Source organism: Vitreoscilla stercoraria DSM 513, from assembly GCF_000382305.1.
Classification (GTDB): domain Bacteria; phylum Pseudomonadota; class Gammaproteobacteria; order Burkholderiales; family Neisseriaceae; genus Vitreoscilla; species Vitreoscilla stercoraria.
Window position 1 is genome coordinate 97,464 of sequence record NZ_KB908023.1, and the last position, 22,297, is coordinate 119,760.

Consider the following 22,297-nt stretch of genomic DNA (forward strand, 5'->3'; position numbering starts at 1 on the left):
AGGGATGAATATGAAACACATTCAAGCAACCGTTAAACTGCTCTCTGGTTTAAGCTTGGGTTTAATGCTACAAACAGCCTGGGCAGGCAATATTACGGATATCAAAGTCACTTCTTTAACTGACAATAAAAAAATTGTCAAAATTAAGTTTGATAGCGATGTCACCGAACCCAAAGGTTTTGTAACAGGTACACCTCCTACTATTGCATTAGATTTTCCAAATACCAGTTTGAATTTGTCTCAGACGGATTTTGCCTACAATGACAGCTTGCTAGGTAAAATATTAGCCGCAGAAACCAGCGGCCGCTCTCGTTTGGCCATCGATTTACGCGAAGGCAGTGAATATTATACTGAACGCAAAGGCGATGAGATTTGGGTGCATATCAGTTCTAAAAGTGCATCACCAAAAAGCTTGACTACCCAAAGTGAGCCAGCCATTAAAACATCCAGTGCTCCTATTGGCAATGCTGCACAACTGCCCTCTAATGAAAATGAATATGCTCACAGCGGCGTTAGCATAGACTTCAAAAAAGGCTCAGCTAGCCGTGGTGAAATTACTTTAAATCTACCTAATCCAAAAACCAAATTTGATATCAAACGCTTAGCCGACCGTCTAATTGTGACCTTGCCAAATACCAGCATTAGTACTGCTGAGCAAAAGAAATTGGATGTTTCTACATTTGGTACACCTGTTCGTTTCATTAACTTGACTCGCAACAACTCACAAACCCAATTGGAAATCATAACTACTGGTGGCTGGTCATACCAAAACAAATTGGAGAATGGTCGTCAAGTATTCCACATCATTCCTCAAAGCAATGTGAGCCAAGCTGGTTTAAGCTCTAAAAACCAAAAATTCAAAGGCAGCAATGTCACTTTGGACTTCCAAAATGTCGAAGTGCGCACCATCTTGCAAATTTTGGCCAAAGAATCAGGTATGAATATTGTTGCCAGTGACTCTGTTCAAGGCAGCATGACCATCAGCTTAAAAGACGTGCCTTGGGATCAAGCATTACAATTGGTTTTAGATGCCCGCGATTTAGACAAACGTCAAAATGGCAACATCATTAATGTAGCGCCTCGCGAAGAACTATTGTCTAAAGACAAGCGTAATTTGACTGCCGCCAAAGAATTGGAAGAGCTGGGTCCATTGATTTCACAGTCTTTCCAATTAAAATATAAGAGTGTGGAAGAATTCCGTACAGTTTTGAATATTCCAGTTAGCGGTGCAACCAGTACCAGTGATCGTAACTCTATTTTATCTAGCCGTGGTTCAGCATTAATTGATCCTGCAACTAACACACTTATCATTAATGATGTGATTTCATCTTTGCGTAAAATTCAAACTCTAATTGAAGAATTAGATGTTCCTTCGCAACAAGTTATGGTTGAAGCTCGAATTGTTGAAGCTGGTACAGGTTTCTCTCGTGAGCTAGGTACTCGTTGGTTTGGTCAACAAACTCACATAGGCTCTAGCGGCAACACTGCTACAGGGATTGGTGCAGGTATTGTTGGCTCCGCAGGCAACTCAGGTTCCAATAATGCATGGGCAGGCCCAATGAATTTTGCTAATATTCCTAGCGTTAATTTAGGTGCCAGCGCTCCAACCAGCAGCATCGCAGTGGTACGCCAAACATTGTCAGGTGCTTTAGGCTTAGAATTATCCGCATCCGAAGCGACTAACAAAACCAAAACCATTTCTAGCCCACGTGTTTTAACACAAAACGGCAAAAAAGCAGAAATCAAATCTGGTACCGAAATTCCTTACCAAGAGGCCAGCTCAAGTGGCGCAACCTCTACTTCATTTAAAGAAGCTGTATTGGGATTAGTAGTCACGCCTCGTATTACGCCAGATGGCAATATCATTATGGATTTGGATATTACCAATGACTCAGTTGATAACAGCTGCCGCGCGTCTGAACCATGTATTTCTACCAACAATTTGAACAGTACAGTCATGGTTGAAAATGGTGGAACTATTATTGTCGGTGGTATTTATCGTCGAAGTAATGGTGGCGTACATGATAAAGTGCCTTTATTGGGTGATATTCCAGTATTGGGCAATTTATTCAAACGTCAAACCAAAAACGATGAGCAACGTGAATTGTTGATTTTCATCACACCTCGCATCATGAGCGCGACAGGTACAAACTTGCGTTATTGATATATCCGATTGGTTTAAGTTCGGTTACAATGCCTGCTATGGACTACATAGCAGGCAATCTTATTTTTATCGGTTTGATGGGCGCAGGCAAAACCACCATAGGTAAATGCTTGGCGCAGCGTCTTGGCTGGCAGTTTTATGATTCAGACCAAGAAATCGTAAAACGTTCTGGCGTTCCCATCAGTACTATTTTTGAACTCGAAGGCGAAGCCAGTTTTCGTGAGCGCGAACACGCCGTCATACAAGATTTAAGTGCTATGAAGCGTTGTGTGATTGCCACAGGTGGTGGCGCAATTTTACAGGCCGCCAATCGTGAATTGCTCCAAGCATCCGGCACCGTCATTTATCTAAGCACCAGCATAGACTGCATCTTAAAGCGCACCTCACAAGACAAATCACGACCTTTATTACAAGTGGAAAATCCACGAGAACAATTGGAAAAACTCTTTCAATTGCGCGACCCTTTGTACCATGAAATTGCCGATGTCATCATCGAAACCCACACACAGCCTATTTCCGCTGTCGTCAGCCAATTAATCCAACAACTGAAATTGTATGAAGCCACTGACTCTGACTGTTGATGCACCCTCTCACCAATATCCTATTTTCATTGAATCCAGTTTACAGGACGCTTTGATGCGTCAATTGGCACAATACAGCTCTAAAAAAGCCGCCATTGTGACCAACCATACCATTGCACCTTTGTATTTAGAACAAGTACAAGCGGCCTGTAAAGCAGCTGGTGTGGATGCATTCAGCATTATTTTACCAGATGGTGAAGAATACAAAACGTGGGAAAGTTTGAATTTGATTTTCGATGGTTTGCTGACAAACCATGCTGAACGTTCCACCACATTGATTGCTTTGGGCGGTGGTGTGATTGGAGACATGGTCGGTTTTGCCGCTGCTACCTACCAACGTGGTGCGCCATTCATTCAAATTCCAACCACATTGTTGAGCCAAGTCGACTCTTCCGTCGGAGGCAAAACAGCCATCAACCATCCTTTGGGCAAAAACATGATTGGGGCGTTTTACCAGCCTCAAGCGGTGTTCATTGGTTTAGACACTTTGAAAACCTTGCCTGAACGTGAATTTGCAGCAGGTATGGCCGAAGTGATCAAATACGCATTATTAGGCGATGCTGAATTTTTGAATACTTTGGAACAAAACATCTCTGCCATTCAAGCGCAAGAACAAGACATTTTGGCGCAAGTGATTTTCCATTGTTGCAAAATGAAAGCCAACATTGTCGCTCAAGATGAAAAAGAGCATGGCGTGCGCGCTTATTTGAATTTGGGTCATACTTTTGGCCACGCCATCGAAACGGAAATGGGTTATGGCGTGTGGTTACATGGCGAAGCAGTGGCTGCGGGCATGGTGTTAGCATGCCACTTGTCTGAGCATTTAGGACACATCAATGCTGAAGACACAGCACGTGTCATTCGCTTATTAGAACAAGCCCAATTGCCAACACAAGCACCTGATTTTGATTTAGACACATGGATTGCCCACATGCAACATGACAAAAAAGTCATCAATGGTGAAATGCGTTTTGTGGTTTTAGAGCGTTTGGGTAAAGCGGCAATGGCCAAAGGCATCACGGCGGAAATCCTAGCGAACGTCATCCCTCACGTTTAAACAATATCAGCCATATTCAACATAAAAAAGGCGTCTTGAGCTTACAGGACGCCTTTGTTTCGTTTGATTATTATATTCACAAAACTTGATACAACATATACAAATAACATATTGTTTTCAGGTAGAATATCTCAATAGCCATTACTGAGATCCGCCAAATGAAACCACACTATTTGCATGATTTATTCAATCCCAAGCACATTGCCGTGGTTGGTGCCAGTGATCGGCCGCACAGCACGGGTCAAATCATCTTTACCCAATTATTAAGCGGTGAATTTAAGGGGCAATTGAGCCCTGTCAACCTTCGCCATCCAATGGTGGCTGGCATTGCTGCTGTTGCCAATTTGAATCAATTGACGACTCAAGTCGATGTGGTGATTGTCACCACGACACCCACATCATACGACAGCTTGATTCGTGACTGTGCCAAATTAAAAATACGCTTTGTGGTGTTGATTAAAAATCTAGATGAACCTAATCCCAAAGATTTGCAATTGTTACACAAAGCCGTCAAGTTGGCGAAGCGTTTGAAAATCCGATTATTGGGTCCCAGTATTTTAGGCTTGATACGCCCCAGCAAAAACTTGCAAGCCTCTACCTATCCAGGCGTCCTGAAACAAGGCAGCCTAGCCTTAATCACCCAGTCTAGCGGTTTGAGTTCTGCTTTATTAGACTGGGCTGATTCGCGCCAAATTGGTTTTTCAACCGTTTTGTCATTGGGTATTGAATCTTTAGACATTGATTATGGCGAAATCTTAGATTTTTTGGTCAGCGATGCAGGTACCAAAGCCATTTTGTTACACATCCATCACATACAAGATGGACGGCGTTTTATGAGTGCTTTGCGCTCAGCGGCACGCTTAAAACCTGTCGTTGTCTTAAAATCAGGACGAGATGAAGATCATATTGATGGTTTGTCCACTGCCAGCAGCTTATTAGACAGCAATGATATTTTTAACAGTGCTTTGAGCCGCGCAGGTGTGTTGCAAGTGCAAACCATGTCACAAATGTTTACCGCAGCACGCATGTTAACCGCCAACTATCGCGCAGCAGGCAATCGTTTGGCCATTATATCCAATGGCATTGGTTTGGGTGTTTTGGCCGTAGACAATGCACACGATGCCAAAGTGCCATTAGCCAAATTGGCTCCCGAAACCCAGCAATTGCTACAACAAGTTTTACCTGCTCACTTTCAAATTCAAAATCCAATAGATATTGGCAACGATGCGTCTCCTGCTCGCTTTCGCTCAGTGACTAAAATTTGCATGGACGATTCTAATGTGGATGGGGTGTTGGTGATTTTTTCACCTCAACAAGCCAGTGATGACATTGGTACTGCCAAAATGATGCTGCAATTGGCAAGGCAAACCAGCAAACCTTTGCTACTGGCATGGATGGGCAATGACAAGGTTAAAAACAGCAATTTATTATTGGCACAAGCCCAAGCCATCCGTTTCAAATCGCCTGAGTTTGCCATTGAAGTATTCAGCAGTTTGGCCAAGTTTCAACAAAACCAAGCCTTGTTATGGCAAACACCCAACCCTTTAGAAGGCAAAACCGTGGCTGCTGATGACAAGCAAGCCAAACAATTGATTGCTTCGGCCCAAGCACAAAATTTGACGGTCTTACCAGAATACACTTCTAAAAGTCTGTTAAATTGTTTTCACATTCACACCAATCCAACCCATTTGGCCAAAAGCGAAGATGAAGCGGTGCAATTGGCACAAAAAATGGGTTACCCCGTCGTCTTAAAAATCGACTCGCCCGATATTTTTTACAAATCCAATGTCGACGGTGTGCGTTTGAACATTCCCGATGAAGTCAATTTGCGTGAATCTTATCGTCAAATTCTGGAACGAGCCCGTTTACTCGCTCCCTCAGCACGCATCGAAGGCTTGACCGTACAACCAATGTTGCAACAAAAAAGCACACGTGAAGCAATGATCAGTGTGACGCGCGACAAAATATTCGGCCCTGTCATCACTTTTGGTGCAGGTGGGGTATCAGCGGTGATTCAAAAAGACAATGCAACGGCATTACCACCTTTGAATAAATTCATCATCCAAGACATGATAGACCGTACCAAAATTGGTCAAACTTTGGGTGCATTCAAACATATGCCTGCCATTGATTTTGAAGCATTGCAAAAAGTGTTGCTACGAGTGTCAGATTTGGTCAGCGACATGCCCGAAATCATTGAAGTAGAAATCAACCCACTGCTCTTAAGCCCACAAGGCGCTATTGCAGTGGATGCTCGTATCATTATTGATAAACAATCTACCGCAACCCAAAATGTGCAACGCTATCAACACATGGCCATCATGCCTTATCCTGCTTATTTAGAGGAAACCTTGCAACTGAAAAATGGAATGCCTGTGGCATTGCGCCCATTGCGGCCTGAAGATGCGGATATGGTACAAGAATTTGTACGCAATTTATCCGACCAAAGTCGTTACAACCGCTTTATGTCTAGCATCAAACAATTGTCACAACAAGTTTTGGTACGTTTTACGCAATTGGATTATGACCGTGAAATGGCTTTGGCTTTGGTGCGTACCGATGAAAATGGTCAAGAAGAAGTATTGGGCATGAGCCGTTATACCACAGACCCAGATATGGAAGTGTGTGAGTTTGCCATTTCAATTGCGGATACTTGGCAAGGTCATGGTATTGGTACGATTTTAATGAACAAACTGTTCGCAGTTGCCAGCGAACAAGGCTTACTCAGTATGCGCGGTGAAGTTTTAGTCAGCAACAAAGGTATGCAATTTTTGGTTAAAAAATTAGGCTTCAAACTGAAAAAAGACCCCGAAGACCATAATATTTACATCGTTACTCGCCCTTTGAATGTTGAAACCGTCAGTTAAATTCAGCAGCTTGCGATTAAGAGCTTGCCATTAAAGCTATTTTTAGCCTAAAATTGCGGGTTTACTTCTATTGATTTTTAAGGAATACACATGGTTGTCATTCGTTTGTCTCGCGGTGGTTCTAAACACCGTCCTTTCTACAACGTTGTTGTTGCTGACTCTCGTAACCGTCGTGACGGTCGTTTCATCGAGCGCGTTGGTTTTTACAACCCAGTTGCGAACGAAAAACAAGAACGCGTACGTTTGAACAACGACCGTTTGAACCACTGGGTTAGCCAAGGCGCACAATTGAGCGACGCGGTTGCCAAATTGGTTAAAGAACAAGCTTAATTCACGATGACTGATGCGGTTTTAACCCTGCCAGATGGCAGTGCATTGATTACCATGGGCTTTGTCCGTGGTGCCGTTGGTATCAGAGGCTGGGTCAAAATCGGTAGCGATACCGAGTATCTCGACAGTTTGCTGGATTATGGTACTTGGTACCTGATTAAAGGCAAACAACGTGTTGAAATCGAAGTTGAAACCGGCAAAGTCGTGAACAATAAAGAACTGCAGGTTAAATTCGCAGGTTGCGATGATCGTAACCAAGCTGAATTGTGGCAAGGTTATACTATTGCCATTGCTCGCGCGGATTTTGAAGAAACCGAAGATGGTGAATATTACTGGACAGATTTGATTGGCATGAGTGTCATCAATAAAGAAGGTATTGTTCTTGGCAACGTCCACAGTTTGTTGCAAACAGGTGCACATGATGTGTTGGTGATTCGTGGTGGTGAACACGGCGAAAAACTGATTCCATTCATTGAACACTTTGTTGGCGAAGTGAACTTGGAAGCCAAAACCATTGAAGTGGAATGGGGTTTGGATTACTGATGCACATTCAAGTCATCAGTATACTGCCAGAGATGTTTGCCGCACTCACCGATTATGGTGTGACCTCGCGCGCATTAAACCAAGGCTTGTGGCAATTTAGCGCGATCAATCCGCGTCAATTTGCTGATAACAAACTCGGTTATATCGATGACAGACCTTATGGTGGTGGACCTGGTATGGTGATGATGGCGCCGCCTTTGGCAGCTGCAATCGAACATGCTAAAGCCCAACATCAAGGCCAAAAAACTCCTCGTGTGGTGTATTTGAGCCCTCAAGGCACACCGCTAACACATGCCAAAACGCAAGAATTGGCACAATTAGATGGTTTGATTTTACTGTGTGGTCGCTATGAAGGCGTGGATGAACGCTTGATTGACAGCCATGTAGATGAAGAAATCTCAATTGGTGATTTTGTGGTCACAGGCGGCGAACTGCCTGCCATGATGTTAATGGATTCTGTATTGCGTCAAATTGATGGCACACTCGGAAAACAAGCATCGGCAGAACAAGATTCATTTGCCAACGGCTTACTCGATTGCCCACATTACACGCGGCCTGAAAGCTTTGCAAACATGAATGTTCCTGAAGTTTTACTCTCAGGAAATCATGCCAAGATTGCAAAATGGCGAGCCCAGCAAGCCACTTTGCGCACTGAACAACGCAGACCTGATTTGATTGCTGCGTTGAAATTACAGGCGTCTGAACTCGATTCATCGAGTCAACAGACAAGGCCATATGATATTTAGGATATTAAATGAACATTATTGAACAATTAGAGCAAGAAGAAATTGCTCGCTTGAACAAAGAAATCCCTGCATTTGCACCAGGTGACACTGTAATCGTATCTGTATCTGTAACTGAGGGTACTCGTACTCGTTTGCAGGCTTACGAAGGCGTTGTTATCGCTCGTCGTAACCGTGGTTTGAACTCTAGCTTCATCGTTCGTAAAATCTCTAACGGTGAAGGCGTTGAACGTACATTCCAATTGTACGCTCCTTCAGTAGCTAAAATTGAAGTGAAACGTCGTGGTGACGTTCGTCGCGCTAAATTGTACTACTTACGTGGTTTGACTGGTAAAGCTGCTCGTATTAAAGAGAAATTGCCAGCACGTAAAGTGGCTAAATAATTCAGTATTTGCTAAAAATACGTTAAAAACGGTGCCAAATGGCACCGTTTTTTTTATGATGCTTCCACCCACAATCAAAGGTCGTTTATGCGTCATTCGGTTTTATTCAGCATGGCTTTGTTATGTTTGAGCCACAGCATTTATGCCAACTGGACTCTTAGCCCTGATAAATGGTTACAACAACAATGCCACCAATACCTCAGCCAATTGCCACAATTGAAGCTTTCTAGCAGCCAACACACGCCCATCTGCCGTTGTATGGTCACACAAGCCAAGCAACAATTGTCTGTACGTGATTTGTGGCGCTTAACGCAATTATCCCAAGCGCAGTTACAACAACAATACAGCCAGTCCACCCAAGCAGCTTTTCAAATATGTCGAGCCCAAATATTACCCAAAAACAAATAAAGCGTCCTGTATGGTTACAGGACGCTTATTGAAGGCTGATTATTTGTTTTTAATTCTGGGTTTAGACACAATTTTATTGTCTACCCCTTTAATGGCTTTGACATCCTTACCCGGATAATCCAAAGCATGTAAAAAATGACGAATACAATTCAAACGCGCCCGTTTTTTGTCATCCGATTTGATGACCATCCACGGCGCATCGCCTGTATGGGTATGGAAAAACATTTGGTTTTTCGCTTCAGTGTAATCATCCCAACGGTCTAAAGATTGGATGTCAATCGGCGACAATTTCCAATGTTTTAATGGGTCATCACGGCGTGAAATAAAACGGCGCAATTGCTCTTCACGACTGACTGAAAACCAAAATTTAAAAATATGAATGCCATCATTGACCAACATGCGCTCCACTTCAGGCGCTTGGCGCATGAATTGTAAATATTCATGCGATTCACAAAAACCCATCACCTTTTCCACGCCAGCACGGTTATACCAAGAACGGTCAAACAACACCATTTCACCTGCTGTTGGCAAATGATTTAAATAGCGTTGAAAATACCATTGACCGCGCTCGACTTCAGTCGGCTTTTCCAACGCCACCACACGCGCACCACGCGGATTTAAATGCTCCATAAAGCGTTTGATGGTACCGCCCTTGCCCGCTGCATCACGACCTTCAAACAAACATACAATGCGCTGACCCGTTTCTTTGACCCAAGATTGCACTTTTAACAATTCAATTTGCAACAATTGTTTGTCATGCTCATACACTTTACGACTTATGCGGTTTTTGTACGGATAATTTTTAGGTAAAGGTGCCCGATCAGCATTTTCTTGGCTCAAAGGCGTATGCAACACGCTTTCGGTGAAAATGGACAGACCATCTTCATCGATATCAGCCAGCTCCTCCACCAATTCATTGACAAGCACCATGTCTACTGTGTCTTTTTCCTCAACAACAACCGCATCGTCTTGCACGACATCTTGCGAAACTTCCACTACTTCAGATAACGACGTACCCATATATCGACCTTCGTGATTTGTGTGATAAATGATTTTAATGACATTTTTATGAATATTATAAGCCGATTATCACCACAATTAAGCACTTAAACAATATGCTTTTGTGTTATGTCAAATGAATCAAGCAAATCCACTTCCATCAAGCCACGCAAGGCATTGCTCATATAAATATGAGCAGCGTCCTGTAACATTACCCAATCAATACAAGCCGATTCTTGTACACCATGCTCAAAACCGTATTGTGCAGGATTGTGCAAAACAGCTTGGCGCATCACACCATTCAAAATATCCAAATCCAAACTTGGCGTATACACACGTCCATCAGCCATTTGCACAAACACATTCGAGCGACCACCTTCAAGCAGATAGCCTGCTTGATTAAACAGCAAACCATCAAAACAGTCTTGCACCATCGCAGCTTGCCACACGCTGTCCAAAACATGTCGCTGCGTGGTTTTATGGCGGCGCAACACGTCTTGAATAGGCAATACCACCTCGCTGACACACACACGCTGTTTGCCTTGCAAAGGGATTAATGGGGCATCCGTCCACACCACTTCGCCATTAGGCAAAACTTCACATTTCACCCGAAAGCGTCCTTGTGCATATTTTTGCACACAAGCGTCCTGTAAATCTTGCCACACCTGTTCTACATTCACAGGCACACTCAAAGCCTTGCTGCTGTGGTGCAAACGCTGTTTGTGCCAATCCAATAGCGCACACACGCCATCTTCGACCAACATCGTTTCCATCAAGCCTATCGCTGAGGGCAATTGCTGTACAAAACGGGCTTTCCACAAACATTCGTCCCATTCATCTTCTGCCACGCTATCGATAACAATGCCCGAACCAATGCCCATATTCAAATCATAATGTGGGCTGTTTTGTTGTTGTGTCAAACTCAAAGAACGGATGATGACATTCCACACACCTTCAAAGCCCAAACCGCCATCACAAGGCTCTAAATAACCAATACTGCCTGTGTACATACCACGCTTGCGCTGCTCCAAATCGGCAATCACTTGCATCGCCATGCGTTTGGGCGCACCTGTAATCGAGCCACAAGGAAAAGCGGCCTGTAAAATGTCTGCAACCTTGGTTTCAGGACGCATCGTGGCGGTGACGGTGGAAGTCATTTGCCACACCGAACCGAACGCATTGACTTCAAACGCTTGCGGCACAGCCACACCGCCCACAGTGGCCAATTTGCCCAAATCATTGCGCAATAAATCCACAATCATCACGTTTTCAGCACGATTTTTGGCATCGTTTTGCAAAGCGTGTGCACGCGCTTCATCTAAGCCGTCCTGTAAAATCGGTGCCGTGCCTTTCATGGGCTTGGTAAGCATGGTGCCATCATCTTGCAATTGCAAAAACAATTCAGGCGAAAAACCCAAATGCCAAGCTGCGCCACCATTGACTTCAGGCGGCACATGCGCCAAAACGCCATAAGGCACTTGTTGGCGTTCACGCAAACGCTGATACAAAGCCACAGGCTCGCCATAAGCCGTCCCTGTCCAAGCAGTGGTGTAATTGATTTGATACACATCCCCCCGACCGATGGCCGCATGAATCTCTGCAATGTGGCGCAAATAATCCTCTTGCTCGGTGGTATTGCACAAATCCACAATACCAGCATGGTCTTGTACCGCACGCCAAGGCAAACTTTCATCGGCCTCATCCACCACATCGCAACGCTCAAACCACAACAAATACATGGCATGCTCATGGTCACCAAACATCACATCGACACCAAAATCATATGATTGCCACAACACCACATGCCAAGATTTGTCCCACCCTTGCCGCAATAAGCCATCTATTTGATGCAATTGATCGGCAGTGATGGTATCCAAACCAACCCAGTTTTGGTAATAACGACAACGCTTGGTTTGGGCATCGTCCAAAACCACAAAATACGGTCTTTCTAATGATTTCATGCTTTGACTTTATTCATTTTAAAAATTAACAACAACACTAACACGTTCCCGCTCGAATGATTTGTGCCATTTTTGCCCGATAATCATCAGGCGTATACAAATTGACGATTTTACAAGTATCGCCACTGCATGCCACCGCAAAATCAATTTCAAATGTTTGACCAAAATTCCGGCCTTTGGCTTTGATGCGACCATTGGCCAACGGTGTGAATGTCATTTGATTCAAACGAGTGTCATAGTCATTGCCCGGAATTAGTGGATACGCATCATAGACCCATTCACACATTTCACCTTCATGCGCATCGGCAATGCGATCGCGCTCTTCAATCAAGCGGCGCAATTGCGGTGCGGCATGCAATTTAATCGTATCAATGCCTAATAAATCTTCATTCAAGTGATCGGCATACACTTTTTTGACAAATCCCGCAGGCGATTGCGCGCCCGCTACCGTGATACAGGCACACAACAACAACCCAAAAATAATTTGCACTTTCTGTTTACACAACATGTGTTTTCCTTCATTAATGGCGATTGTCCTATCAAATCAAGCGGCCTGTAAGCCGCTTGTCAAAGTTTTCAGGACGCTTTTACAAGTGCTGCAAAATTTCCGCAACTTTGTCTTTGGCATCTCCAAAATACATAAAGCTGTTGTCATTGAAAAACAATGGGTTTTGCACACCTGCATAGCCTGCATTCATCGAACGCTTGAACACCACCACATTTTTAGCATCCCACACATGCAAAACAGGCATGCCTGCAATAGGGCTGTGCGGGTCAGAGGCAGCAGCAGGATTGACCGTGTCATTGGCACCAATGACTAACACCACATCGGTGTCACCAAAATCATCGTTGATTTCATCCATTTCCAACACAATGTCGTAAGGTACTTTCGCTTCAGCGAGCAACACATTCATGTGTCCAGGCAAACGCCCTGCCACAGGATGAATACCAAAGCGCACGTTAATCCCTTTGGCACGCAATTTTTGCGTTAATTCAGCCACAGGATATTGCGCTTGTGCCACCGCCATGCCATAACCCGGTGTAATGATGACGCTGCTGGCTTCTTTGAGCATGGCAGCCAACGCATCGGCTTGAATTTCTTTGTGCTCGCCCGTCACTTCTTCGGCATTGGCACTGGTTTCATTGCCAAAACCGCCTGCAATCACCGAAATAAACGAGCGGTTCATGGCTTTACACATGATGTATGACAAAATCGCCCCTGAAGAGCCGACCAAAGCACCTGTGACAATCAACAAATCATTCGACAACATAAAACCTGTTGCTGCGGCAGCCCAACCTGAATACGAATTGAGCATGGAAATGACCACAGGCATGTCAGCACCACCAATAGACGCCACTAAATGCCAACCGAAACCCATAGCAATCACGGTCATCAACAACAAACACGCCGTACCCCACCAAGCGCCGCCCGCACCCAAGAATAAAACCAACAAAATCACGCCAGACACCAAAGCCGCAATATTGAGCAAATTTTTATTGGGCAAGGTCAAGGCTTTGGAGCTGATTTTACCATTGAGCTTACCAAATGCGACCAACGAACCCGTAAATGTCACCGCGCCAATGAACATGCCTAAAAACACTTCGACCATATGGATGGTGTGCATGTCAGCGGCAATATTGCCGGGTTCAATATAGCTGTTAAAGCCTACAAACACCGCTGCCAAACCGACAAAACTGTGTAAAATCGCGATGAGTTCGGGCATTTGTGTCATTTCAACTTTGCTGGCACGGTAAATACCAACAGCGGCACCTGCCAACATCGCAATCAAAATCCAAACCAAGCCTTGCGTGTTTTGACCAAACACCGTCACCACCAACGCAATAGTCATTCCCAACATACCAAAAACATTGCCACGCTTAGCAGTTTCTTGTTTGGACAAACCTGCCAAACTGGCGATGAATAAAACGGCCGCAATAATGTAAGCGGCACTGACAAATCCTGAAGACATGAGTTTTCCCCTTAACCTTTACGGAACATATTGAGCATGCGGCGAGTGACAAAAAAACCGCCAAAAATATTGATACTGACCAAAAATACGGCGACAAAAGCCAATATACTGACCAAGAAATGCCCTTGTCCGATTTGCAAAATCACGCCCAAAATCACAATGCCTGAAATGGCATTGGTCACTGACATCAAAGGTGTGTGCAAAGAGTGTGACACATTCCACACCACGTAATAACCAACCACACACGCAAGCACAAACACAATAAAATGATTTAAAAACTCAGTCGGTGCCAATGCGCCTACCCATAAAATCGCCATAGCTGCGAGTATGGCAGGCAACATTTTTTTCCATGCGGCAACCGGTTTAGGTGCTGGTTTTTCTATGGTTTCGGTTTTGACTGTTTGAGGCTGTACTGAAACTTGAATCGGCGGTGGTGGAAATGTTACTGCTTCGTCATGCGTCACCATCATATTGCGCACAATCACGTCTTCCGTATTCAAAACGATTTCACCATTTTTCTCAGGTGTAATAAGTTTGGTCAAATTCAGCAAATTAGTAGCGTATAGCTGTGAAGACTGTCCTGCCAAGCGATTGGACAAATCGGTGTAACCAATCACTTTCACACCGCCTGTTGTCACAATCAATTCACCCGGCACGGTATATTCACAATTGCCACCGCCCACCGCGGCCAAATCCACAATCACCGATCCTGGTTTCATGCTGTCGACCATCGCTTTGGTAATCAATTTGGGTGAAGGCTTACCTGGAATGGCTGCGGTTGTGATGATAATGTCCACCTCTTGGGCTTGCTGGGTAAACAATTTCATTTCAGCTGCGATGAACTCTTCCGACATCACTTTGGCATAACCATCAGCACTGCCACCTGCTTCATTCGGAAAATCCAATTTCAAAAACTGCCCACCCATGGATTCAATTTGTTCTGCCACCTCCAAACGGGTATCAAATGCCCTAACGATGGCTCCCAAAGAATTTGCTGCCCCAATAGCCGCCAAACCCGCCACGCCCGCACCAATCACCAAAACTTTTGCCGGTGGTACTTTGCCTGCAGCGGTAATTTGCCCTGTAAAAAAACGCCCAAATTCATGCGCCGCTTCTATCACCGCCCTGTAACCACTGATATTGGCCAAAGACGACAACGCATCCATAGACTGGGCGCGAGAAATACGCGGCACCATTTCCATCGCCAAGGCCGTCACACCTTGAGCACGCAATTTTTCAAGCAAATCAGGATTTTGAGCGGCCTGTATGAAACTGACCAATACTGCGCCTTTTTGCATTTTTTCGACTTCTGTAAAAGTCGGTGGATTGACCTTTAAAAGCATGTTTGCTCGCCAGACCTGCTCTGCATCCACCACCAAAGCGCCTGCATTGACATAAGCCAAATCATCAAAACTCGCTCCCATCCCCGCTTGGGTTTCGACTTCCACTGCAAAACCCAATTTTACCAATTGCGCTACCGTGGTGGGTGTAGCCGCAACACGCAACTCACGACTCAAACTTTCCTTAGGTATCCCGATTTTCATCGCATGCCTCCTTCATAAAATGGTGTGATTGATCACAATAACTATCGTTCAAAAGATATGACTCACATCCACAACCATGACATTTGAATCAAAACCATCCATCATTTTGTAAATTGAATCTGTCCCATCATGCGAGTTTCACCAATTCAACCCAAAATTTCAATGAGTTGATAGCATATTTTTTCATTAGCACATTATTCAAAATATGTTATAATTCATTCACTTATTATTAAAAATATACACATCAAACTAGGAAACCACTGTGGATATGCCATTAGTCTTGTTTTCAACCATTCCAACATCCCACAATCAATTTATTGCCATCGCAACATTAAATCGACCTAAAGCCTTGAATGCGCAAAACACAGCGTTGATTATTCAGCTGCGTCAACAATTAGAAACTTGGCAAAATGACGACAGTATTGCCATGATTTGGTTAGATGGCAGTGGTGACAAAGCTTTTTGTGCAGGCGGTGACATTCGTGAATTGCGTCAAGGTGTGGTGGATGCGCTAAATGAACAACAAGCGCACGAACATGTGCATGAATTTTTTGCTGCTGAATATTATTTGTGTGAATACTTGAGCCGCTATCCCAAGCCTGTGGTGTGTTGGGCAAGCGGGATTGTGATGGGCGGTGGCATGGGTTTGGCCAATGCCGCCAGCCACACGATTGTGACCGAAACGACCATGATGGCGATGCCTGAAATCAGCATAGGCTTGTATCCTGATGCAGGCGGCACATGGTTTTTGCAAAAATTCCCGTTTGGCAGTGGTCGCTTTTTAGGCTTAACAGGCGCGCGCTTCAATGGTCGCGATGCCTTGTTGGGCAATTTAGCCGCCTATTCACGCCCAAGCGACAGCCGCCAAGAAACTTTAGAAGCTTTGATTGCTGCCGATTGGTCTATGCCTGCGCATCAAGTGGTGCGCCAGACCTTGAATCCATTGCAAGCTGCGGCATTGCCTGAGAGCCAGATTTTGGCCAACCATGCCGTTTTGCAAGAAATTGTCAGCCAAGCTACCTTTCAGGACGCCTTAACCATCTTGGCACACAATCACGCTGACAATAATTGGTTGGCACAAGCGCATGAAAATACCCAAAATGGTTGCCCAACCAGCATGGGTTTGATTTGGCGTTTGATGGAAGATTTGAAACATGCATCGCTCGCTGAATGCATCGAGCAAGAATTAATCGTGTCGCAACAATGCTGTACCCGTCCCGATTTTCTAGAAGGCGTGCGTGCGTTGCTGATTGATAAAGATAAAAATCCGCAATGGGTCAAATCCATCGCGCAAGTGAATCGAGCATGGTTGGATACTTTTTTTGAGAGCAGTGAATATTTAGCCAAAACATCGATTGAATCTGTCACTTTGGCATAAAGCCATGCCATTCATCTTGAAACGCCTTCACTGTTGCCGCTAACACACAATTTTACTTGTTTGTGAGCGGCAACATGCCATTTAGATGGGGTCACTGTTATCCTCAAACCACCACACCATACCTATACTGAACAAAAAACGGTGTGCTGACCCATCTATCAAGGAGTTTTCATGAGTAACCCTGTTTCACAAGCAGTCGTTTTAAGCCAATTATTGCCAACATTCGATGGCAAACACATCGGCATTTTAAGTATCAATCGCCCTAAAGCCTTAAATTCTTTGAATTTAGAAGTCATCCAAGCCATGCGCGCACAATTGCAAACATGGGAGCAAGATGCCAACATCGTAGCAGTTTGGTTAGAAGGCAATGAGCGGGCTTTGTGTGCAGGTGGTGACATTCGTGCATTGCAACAATGTGTCGGACAAGAAGATGCCGCAGCACAAGTTGCCCATTTTTTCCAACATGAATATGGTTTGTACGCTTACATGGCGCATTATGCCAAACCCATCATCACTTGGTGTAGCGGCATCGTCATGGGCGGTGGCTTGGGTTTGGCTGCAGCGTCCACTGTACGCATCGTCACCGAAACCACACAAATGGCAATGCCTGAAATCAGCATAGGCTTGTTTCCCGATGCCGGCGCGAATGCTTTTTTACAAAAATTCCCATTCAAAAGTGGCGTATTTTTGGGATTGAGTGGCGCACGATTCAATGGCAACGATGCCATATTGGGCAATTTGGCTGAATTTGCTTTTGCCAGCGACAGTAAAGAGCGCATTTTACAAACTTTACAACAAGCCAAATGGCATCAAAAACCGTTGGTTGCCATCAAACAAGCTTTGTTGGATTTACCCGCAGCCACCTTACCTGAAGGCCATTTGCTCGCCCATCAACACACCATTACCCAAATTACCCAGCAAGCAACGTTTCAGGACGCTTTGAATCTGATTTTGGCGCACCGCCACGACAGCGATTGGATGGAAAATGCTGCTCATTTTATCGAACAAGGTTGCGCTACCAGTGCCGCTTTGCATTGGGAATTGATGCAAAAATGCCGTCATTTGTCGCTCAAAGACATTTTAAATTTAGAACATACGGTTGCAACCCATTGTGTGTTGATGCCTGATTTTAGCGAAGGTGTGCGCGCTTTGCTCATCGACAAAGACAAAAATCCAAAATGGCAAAAAACCGCAGCTGAAATAGATGATGCGTGGCTCACACCATTTTTTAATCCATTAAGCATAGAGATGATTTTGTAATACACATTTAAAAGCGTCCTGTAACATTTACAGGACGCTTGAATGGTTTTTAAAACCTCACTTTGTCTATCAAGCTTTGGATTTTAAATGAGCCTAAAATACCGAGAATGCTCAAAGTCACACACACCATCCATGCTTGCTCCCAACCGCCCCACCATGTCACCAACACGCCCATTAATGGTGGCAAACAAAACTGTCCGAGCGAAGACCATTGTTGTATCCAACCGATGCTGCCTGCTACCAATTGTGGGCTTGGTGCAAAGACGCCTGCATAAGCGAATACCACCCCGGGAATCAAACCACCGACCATAGAAAAAGCCAAGACGCCGACATATTGCCATATAAATGGCAAGTCGTTCACGCCTGCAAACATCATAATGGTACCGACTATCATCACAACAAAACCTGTGCTTAATAAGCTCAACGCACGGCGACCTTGTTGCAATAAAACACCTGACAACACCGAGCCCAAAACATTGCTCAAACACACCAATGCCGTCAACATACCCGCATGTGCTGCGGCAACATTCGCTTGTATATAAATAGATGGTAAAAAGCCCATAATGGCAAACCATTGGCTGGTATAACAAGCAAATACCAAACCCAATAACCATGATGGTGCATGAGACAAAATCTGACGGAACAATTGCCCTAGCGATTGTTGCTGATGATGAGACACCTGCACCACAGGAACCACCCGCCACACCCACAGCCCCATCACAAAAGCCAACGCAGCAAAACCCAACCACACATAAGACCAATGAAACGCTTGCAAACCCAGTGGTGTGATTAACAAACTCAAAGCCACGCCCAAACCCATATACGCGCCCCAATATGCCATCATGGCTTTGAGTTTGTCTAAAGAGACCAATTGTCTGAGCAAAGCCGGTGCGGGCAAAATCACACACAAAAAGCCAAATCCTTCTAACAATCTTGCTGCAAACAACGCATAAAAATGTTGAGAAAAAGCGCCCAAGGTACTGGCCACCATCAAAATTCCCAAACCGCCCATTAACATTTTTTTTAAGCCAATTTTGCCAGCGGCCATGCCCAAACTCAATGCGCACAACATACCTGCTGCTTGAATGGCCGAAAGTAAAAATCCCACTTGATTCAAATTCAAATCCAATTGTTGCTGCAAAATCGGAATGGTCGGCGGCAATTTACCAATGTGCATGGCCGCAACCACGCCCGCCATAATGATTAACCATGGCGCAAATTTATGTTGTTTCAAACCACGACTCCTTTGATGCTTGTGTTTTAAATGCAGTGCTTCAATCTCATTTTATTTTTATGATGAATGGTGATACCAAGCCATTAAAAAGCGGCCTGTAAATATGACAGGACGCTGATTAAAAAGATAACATCAATCATTCATTTTAGACTGACACTCATCACGCATCGTCTCTACAAACACTTGTTTTAACATGGCGACTTCTGACTCATTTAAAGCAGCCAATTCATCTGCATCCAAATCTATGTCATATACCCCATTCACAACCGCATTCAACAATTGCCCCGCCACAATGCGCTCCTCACCACGAACATCTTTGAGCGCATCTTTAACCAAACTCAAAGCAGTATCACGTCCCACACCCAATTGACGCAATTCAAAAACTTCGCCGCCAAACTCTGCTGAATCGGTACAAACTTCATGCATCTCATTGGCCATAGCCGACATAGAGCAGCACAATACAACCACGCCTAACCATTTTTTCATTTTTTCTCCCTTTTGTAGTGTAACTTGATGTCATCAAGCGTCCTGTAAAAATACAATGGACTGGATTATTTTTTTAATGAATCTGTTTGCATTTGATATACCAGCTGCGCATAAATACGATCTGCTGCAATCAAATCAAATTTCTTCATCACCTCAACCTTATCGCCATTTTTCAAAGTCACACTTAATTTTGGGAAAACCTTACCCAACATATAAAACCGCGCTATGGTCAAACCGATTAATATACCCACAGCCAATTTAATCGATTCACTTTGGTGTTGCGATGCCAAAACAATCCAAGCTGCCAATGCAACCGTTGCCAGCGTCGTCAAAAAGCGAATCAATGCCCGCTTTTTTGGTTTCAAATAATGAATGCTGGCAATATCGGCATAAGGATAACGCGCCCCTGCCACAGTCATCGCCACAGCATCAAACTGCACATCGTATTTTGCCAAACTGGCATTCAATTTTTCTAATTCCATTGTTCTTCAATCTTATTCAAACCCTTACTACTTTAACAAAAGTTACCATTGTCGCCAAACCTCGTTTGCAAATAAAAAAACATCCTGTATTCATACAGGATGTCTGAATTAAAAAACCCAAGTTTTAAGAACTGGTTTTTTGATTTGGTGCTGCCACGCCATCACTAGAACCTGCCTCAATGGCAGCGGTATTGTCAGAAATAATCGACAAATCACCTTCGTCACGCGCTGCTGCGTTGGTACGCTCAATTAACAAATACAATACCACACCAACCACAATTGCATAAATGGTCGCACGTGGATCGGGCATGGTCAAAGTCACCGCCACAATACCTGCCACACCACGCTCCGCCGAATTTTTCAATTCTTCCATACCAACCATAATACAAATATAAGCCGTCAAAATCATGGTCAACGACAAAGCCAAAGGCAAAACAGGTTTGAACATGGTTACCAATGGCAATACAAACAAAGCCAAGAAACCTGAAATCCAAAACGTACCTTGACCACTGTAAATCGAATCCATAGATTTGCGACCCAAAGCATAACGCTCAGCAGTAGAAGCCTGAATAGGCGTCCATAACGGACCTGCTAAACCAGGCCAAGGTGCAAACAAAGCATGAATGGCATTGCGAATGGCAGTTACCAAATGCACACGAGTGACATTGATTTCAACTGTTTCATCAGGACGCTGGTGCTCTGCACGCTTAATCAAAGTAGAACCCACCAAAATATCACCAAATGCAATCACATAAGCAATGATTGCTGTTGGTACTGCTAATAAAAACATACTGGCAGTAGGCCAACCCACACTAAAGCCCAAATGCGCATACAACAAACCAAAATCAGGCTGTGTGACACCCCATTCAATATTCGGCAATGCAAATTCGCCCAAACTCCAACCAACTATCATGGCAATCACAATACCGGGCACCATACCAAAATTGGAAATCTGTTTGGCAAATGCATTGCGCAACACCACATTTTTAAACGACAGTGAAAATAAAATGTAAGCGGCAATAATTGCACCCAAAATAATCGAAATTGGTGCACCCTCCACACGACCACCCGCTTTCAATTCTCCCATCATGGCGGCGATACCCGCACCAATAATCACGCCACATTTCAAAGAATTGGGAATAGCATTAACCAATTTACTGCCTAAACCAGTAATGCCCAAAATCAAGAAAATCAAAAATACAATCACTTGCAAAGCAATCATCGCTTTGATGGCTTCAGGACCTGGCTCAAAGCTTTGCAAATATAACAAAGTCACTGGAATCGCTGGCGTAATCCAACCGGGCACCATAGGCACGCCTAATAATGCTGGCAACATAAAACCAATACCACACACCACAACACCAGCCAAAGCCGCTTCGTATGGCAAACCCAAATATTGCTGCAATAGCGGAATCATACCCAAACTGACTACAAACATGATGAATGCTTGAATCATTTCAGGGAACTCCCAACGGTAATGAATGAATGGCAATCTGACTTTAAAAGGTCCTAATGGCCAATATGGATGTTCTTGCCCGTGTTCTCTTTTTAATGGCATAGATGTTTTCCTTTGTAGCTTGATTCGTAAATGCTGCATGTTTTTGGCACACAGCGACGCTCCTCTTTGTCTGCACATTCAATCTCAATGAAACAACTGTTATTTTTAATATCGTATCGTATGCAAACAACCAAGCTAAGCTATCAAATCATGAATTTAAATTCAATTATTTTTTATAGATTCACTATTTTAATATAGCTAAAAATATGCCATATCAATCAATTTAAAACATTTGATTGAACAATTTAAATCACTTAAAAACAAATACTTATATTAAAAAAATCCAAAATAAATTCTTTTTATTCACCAATAAATCATTTGCATAAAATATGTGACATTTTTGTCCATT

At 44.0% G+C, this 22,297-nt stretch carries 20 protein-coding genes; 11 read left to right on the forward strand and 9 right to left on the reverse strand.

Going from position 1 to position 22,297, the window contains the following annotated elements; genetic code table 11:
• Positions 1-4 precede the first annotated feature (4 nt).
• The 9 genes from H150_RS0105850 (at position 5) to H150_RS0105890 (ending at position 9,076) form a co-directional block, all read left to right on the forward strand.
• A complete protein-coding gene (locus tag H150_RS0105850; RefSeq protein WP_026353512.1) occupies positions 5-2,164 on the forward strand; it encodes a type IV pilus secretin PilQ in 2,160 nt (719 codons plus the stop codon).
• 38 nt (positions 2,165-2,202) lie between these two features.
• Positions 2,203-2,745 carry a shikimate kinase AroK gene (gene aroK / locus H150_RS0105855; protein ID WP_336234320.1) on the forward strand — a complete coding sequence of 181 codons (543 nt, stop codon included), beginning with the start codon at positions 2,203-2,205 and terminating at the stop codon, positions 2,743-2,745.
• A complete protein-coding gene (gene aroB, locus H150_RS0105860) occupies positions 2,720-3,802 on the forward strand; it encodes a 3-dehydroquinate synthase (RefSeq protein ID WP_026353513.1) in 1,083 nt (360 codons plus the stop codon). The genes aroK and aroB overlap by 26 nt, the downstream gene beginning before the upstream one ends.
• Positions 3,803-3,960: 158 nt before the next feature.
• Positions 3,961-6,669: a bifunctional acetate--CoA ligase family protein/GNAT family N-acetyltransferase gene (locus H150_RS0105865; protein ID WP_019958126.1), complete on the forward strand. Its 2,709-nt coding sequence runs from the start codon at positions 3,961-3,963 to the stop codon at positions 6,667-6,669.
• Between the two features lie 90 nt (positions 6,670-6,759).
• On the forward strand, positions 6,760-6,999 hold the full coding sequence (gene rpsP / locus H150_RS0105870) for a 30S ribosomal protein S16 (RefSeq protein ID WP_019958127.1): 240 nt from the start codon (positions 6,760-6,762) through the stop codon (positions 6,997-6,999).
• A 27-nt stretch (positions 7,000-7,026) separates the two neighbouring features.
• The gene (gene rimM / locus H150_RS0105875; RefSeq protein WP_026353514.1) at positions 7,027-7,542 is read left to right on the forward strand and encodes a ribosome maturation factor RimM; all 516 of its coding nucleotides are present in this window, start codon (positions 7,027-7,029) and stop codon (positions 7,540-7,542) included.
• Positions 7,542-8,288: a tRNA (guanosine(37)-N1)-methyltransferase TrmD gene (trmD, locus tag H150_RS13845; protein WP_019958129.1), complete on the forward strand. Its 747-nt coding sequence runs from the start codon at positions 7,542-7,544 to the stop codon at positions 8,286-8,288. Before rimM ends, trmD begins: the two co-directional genes overlap by 1 nt.
• Positions 8,289-8,296: 8 nt before the next feature.
• On the forward strand, positions 8,297-8,668 hold the full coding sequence (gene rplS, locus H150_RS0105885; protein WP_019958130.1) for a 50S ribosomal protein L19: 372 nt from the start codon (positions 8,297-8,299) through the stop codon (positions 8,666-8,668).
• A gap of 87 nt (positions 8,669-8,755) precedes the next feature.
• Complete coding sequence (locus H150_RS0105890; RefSeq protein WP_019958131.1) at positions 8,756-9,076, forward strand: hypothetical protein; 321 nt, start codon at positions 8,756-8,758, stop codon at positions 9,074-9,076.
• Positions 9,077-9,115: 39 nt separating this feature from the next.
• Here H150_RS0105890 and ppk2 read toward each other — a convergent pair whose 3' ends face one another.
• The 5 genes from ppk2 to H150_RS0105915 all read right to left on the reverse strand — a co-directional run bounded on the left by ppk2 (position 9,116) and on the right by H150_RS0105915 (position 15,550).
• Entirely contained in the window at positions 9,116-10,006 is an 891-nt protein-coding gene (gene ppk2 / locus H150_RS0105895) for a polyphosphate kinase 2 (RefSeq protein ID WP_040755721.1), read from the reverse strand.
• A 176-nt stretch (positions 10,007-10,182) separates the two neighbouring features.
• A complete protein-coding gene (locus H150_RS13850; protein ID WP_019958133.1) occupies positions 10,183-12,036 on the reverse strand; it encodes a bifunctional chorismate-binding protein/class IV aminotransferase in 1,854 nt (617 codons plus the stop codon).
• Between the two features lie 37 nt (positions 12,037-12,073).
• Entirely contained in the window at positions 12,074-12,544 is a 471-nt protein-coding gene (locus tag H150_RS14745) for a hypothetical protein (RefSeq protein WP_019958134.1), read from the reverse strand.
• A gap of 79 nt (positions 12,545-12,623) precedes the next feature.
• Positions 12,624-14,006: a Re/Si-specific NAD(P)(+) transhydrogenase subunit beta gene (gene pntB / locus H150_RS0105910; RefSeq protein ID WP_019958135.1), complete on the reverse strand. Its 1,383-nt coding sequence runs from the start codon at positions 14,004-14,006 to the stop codon at positions 12,624-12,626.
• Positions 14,007-14,017: 11 nt separating this feature from the next.
• Entirely contained in the window at positions 14,018-15,550 is a 1,533-nt protein-coding gene (locus H150_RS0105915) for a Re/Si-specific NAD(P)(+) transhydrogenase subunit alpha (protein ID WP_019958136.1), read from the reverse strand.
• A 268-nt stretch (positions 15,551-15,818) separates the two neighbouring features.
• On the opposite strand from H150_RS0105915, the gene H150_RS13860 reads away from it, so the two are divergent.
• Both H150_RS13860 and H150_RS13865 read left to right on the forward strand, forming a co-directional pair.
• On the forward strand, positions 15,819-16,928 hold the full coding sequence (locus H150_RS13860; RefSeq protein WP_019958137.1) for an enoyl-CoA hydratase/isomerase family protein: 1,110 nt from the start codon (positions 15,819-15,821) through the stop codon (positions 16,926-16,928).
• 171 nt (positions 16,929-17,099) lie between these two features.
• The gene (locus H150_RS13865; RefSeq protein WP_019958138.1) at positions 17,100-18,188 is read left to right on the forward strand and encodes an enoyl-CoA hydratase/isomerase family protein; all 1,089 of its coding nucleotides are present in this window, start codon (positions 17,100-17,102) and stop codon (positions 18,186-18,188) included.
• Positions 18,189-18,237: 49 nt separating this feature from the next.
• Here the strand turns inward: H150_RS13865 and H150_RS0105930 are convergent, their stop codons facing one another.
• The 4 genes from H150_RS0105930 to H150_RS0105945 all read right to left on the reverse strand — a co-directional run bounded on the left by H150_RS0105930 (position 18,238) and on the right by H150_RS0105945 (position 21,948).
• Positions 18,238-19,422, reverse strand: coding sequence for an MFS transporter (locus H150_RS0105930; RefSeq protein ID WP_019958139.1), 1,185 nt, complete (start codon positions 19,420-19,422; stop codon positions 18,238-18,240).
• Positions 19,423-19,554: 132 nt separating this feature from the next.
• On the reverse strand, positions 19,555-19,908 hold the full coding sequence (locus H150_RS0105935; protein WP_019958140.1) for a hypothetical protein: 354 nt from the start codon (positions 19,906-19,908) through the stop codon (positions 19,555-19,557).
• Between the two features lie 65 nt (positions 19,909-19,973).
• A complete protein-coding gene (locus H150_RS0105940; RefSeq protein WP_019958141.1) occupies positions 19,974-20,390 on the reverse strand; it encodes a DUF6232 family protein in 417 nt (138 codons plus the stop codon).
• Between the two features lie 124 nt (positions 20,391-20,514).
• Entirely contained in the window at positions 20,515-21,948 is a 1,434-nt protein-coding gene (locus tag H150_RS0105945) for a solute carrier family 23 protein (protein ID WP_019958142.1), read from the reverse strand.
• Between the last annotated feature and the right edge of the window lie 349 nt (positions 21,949-22,297).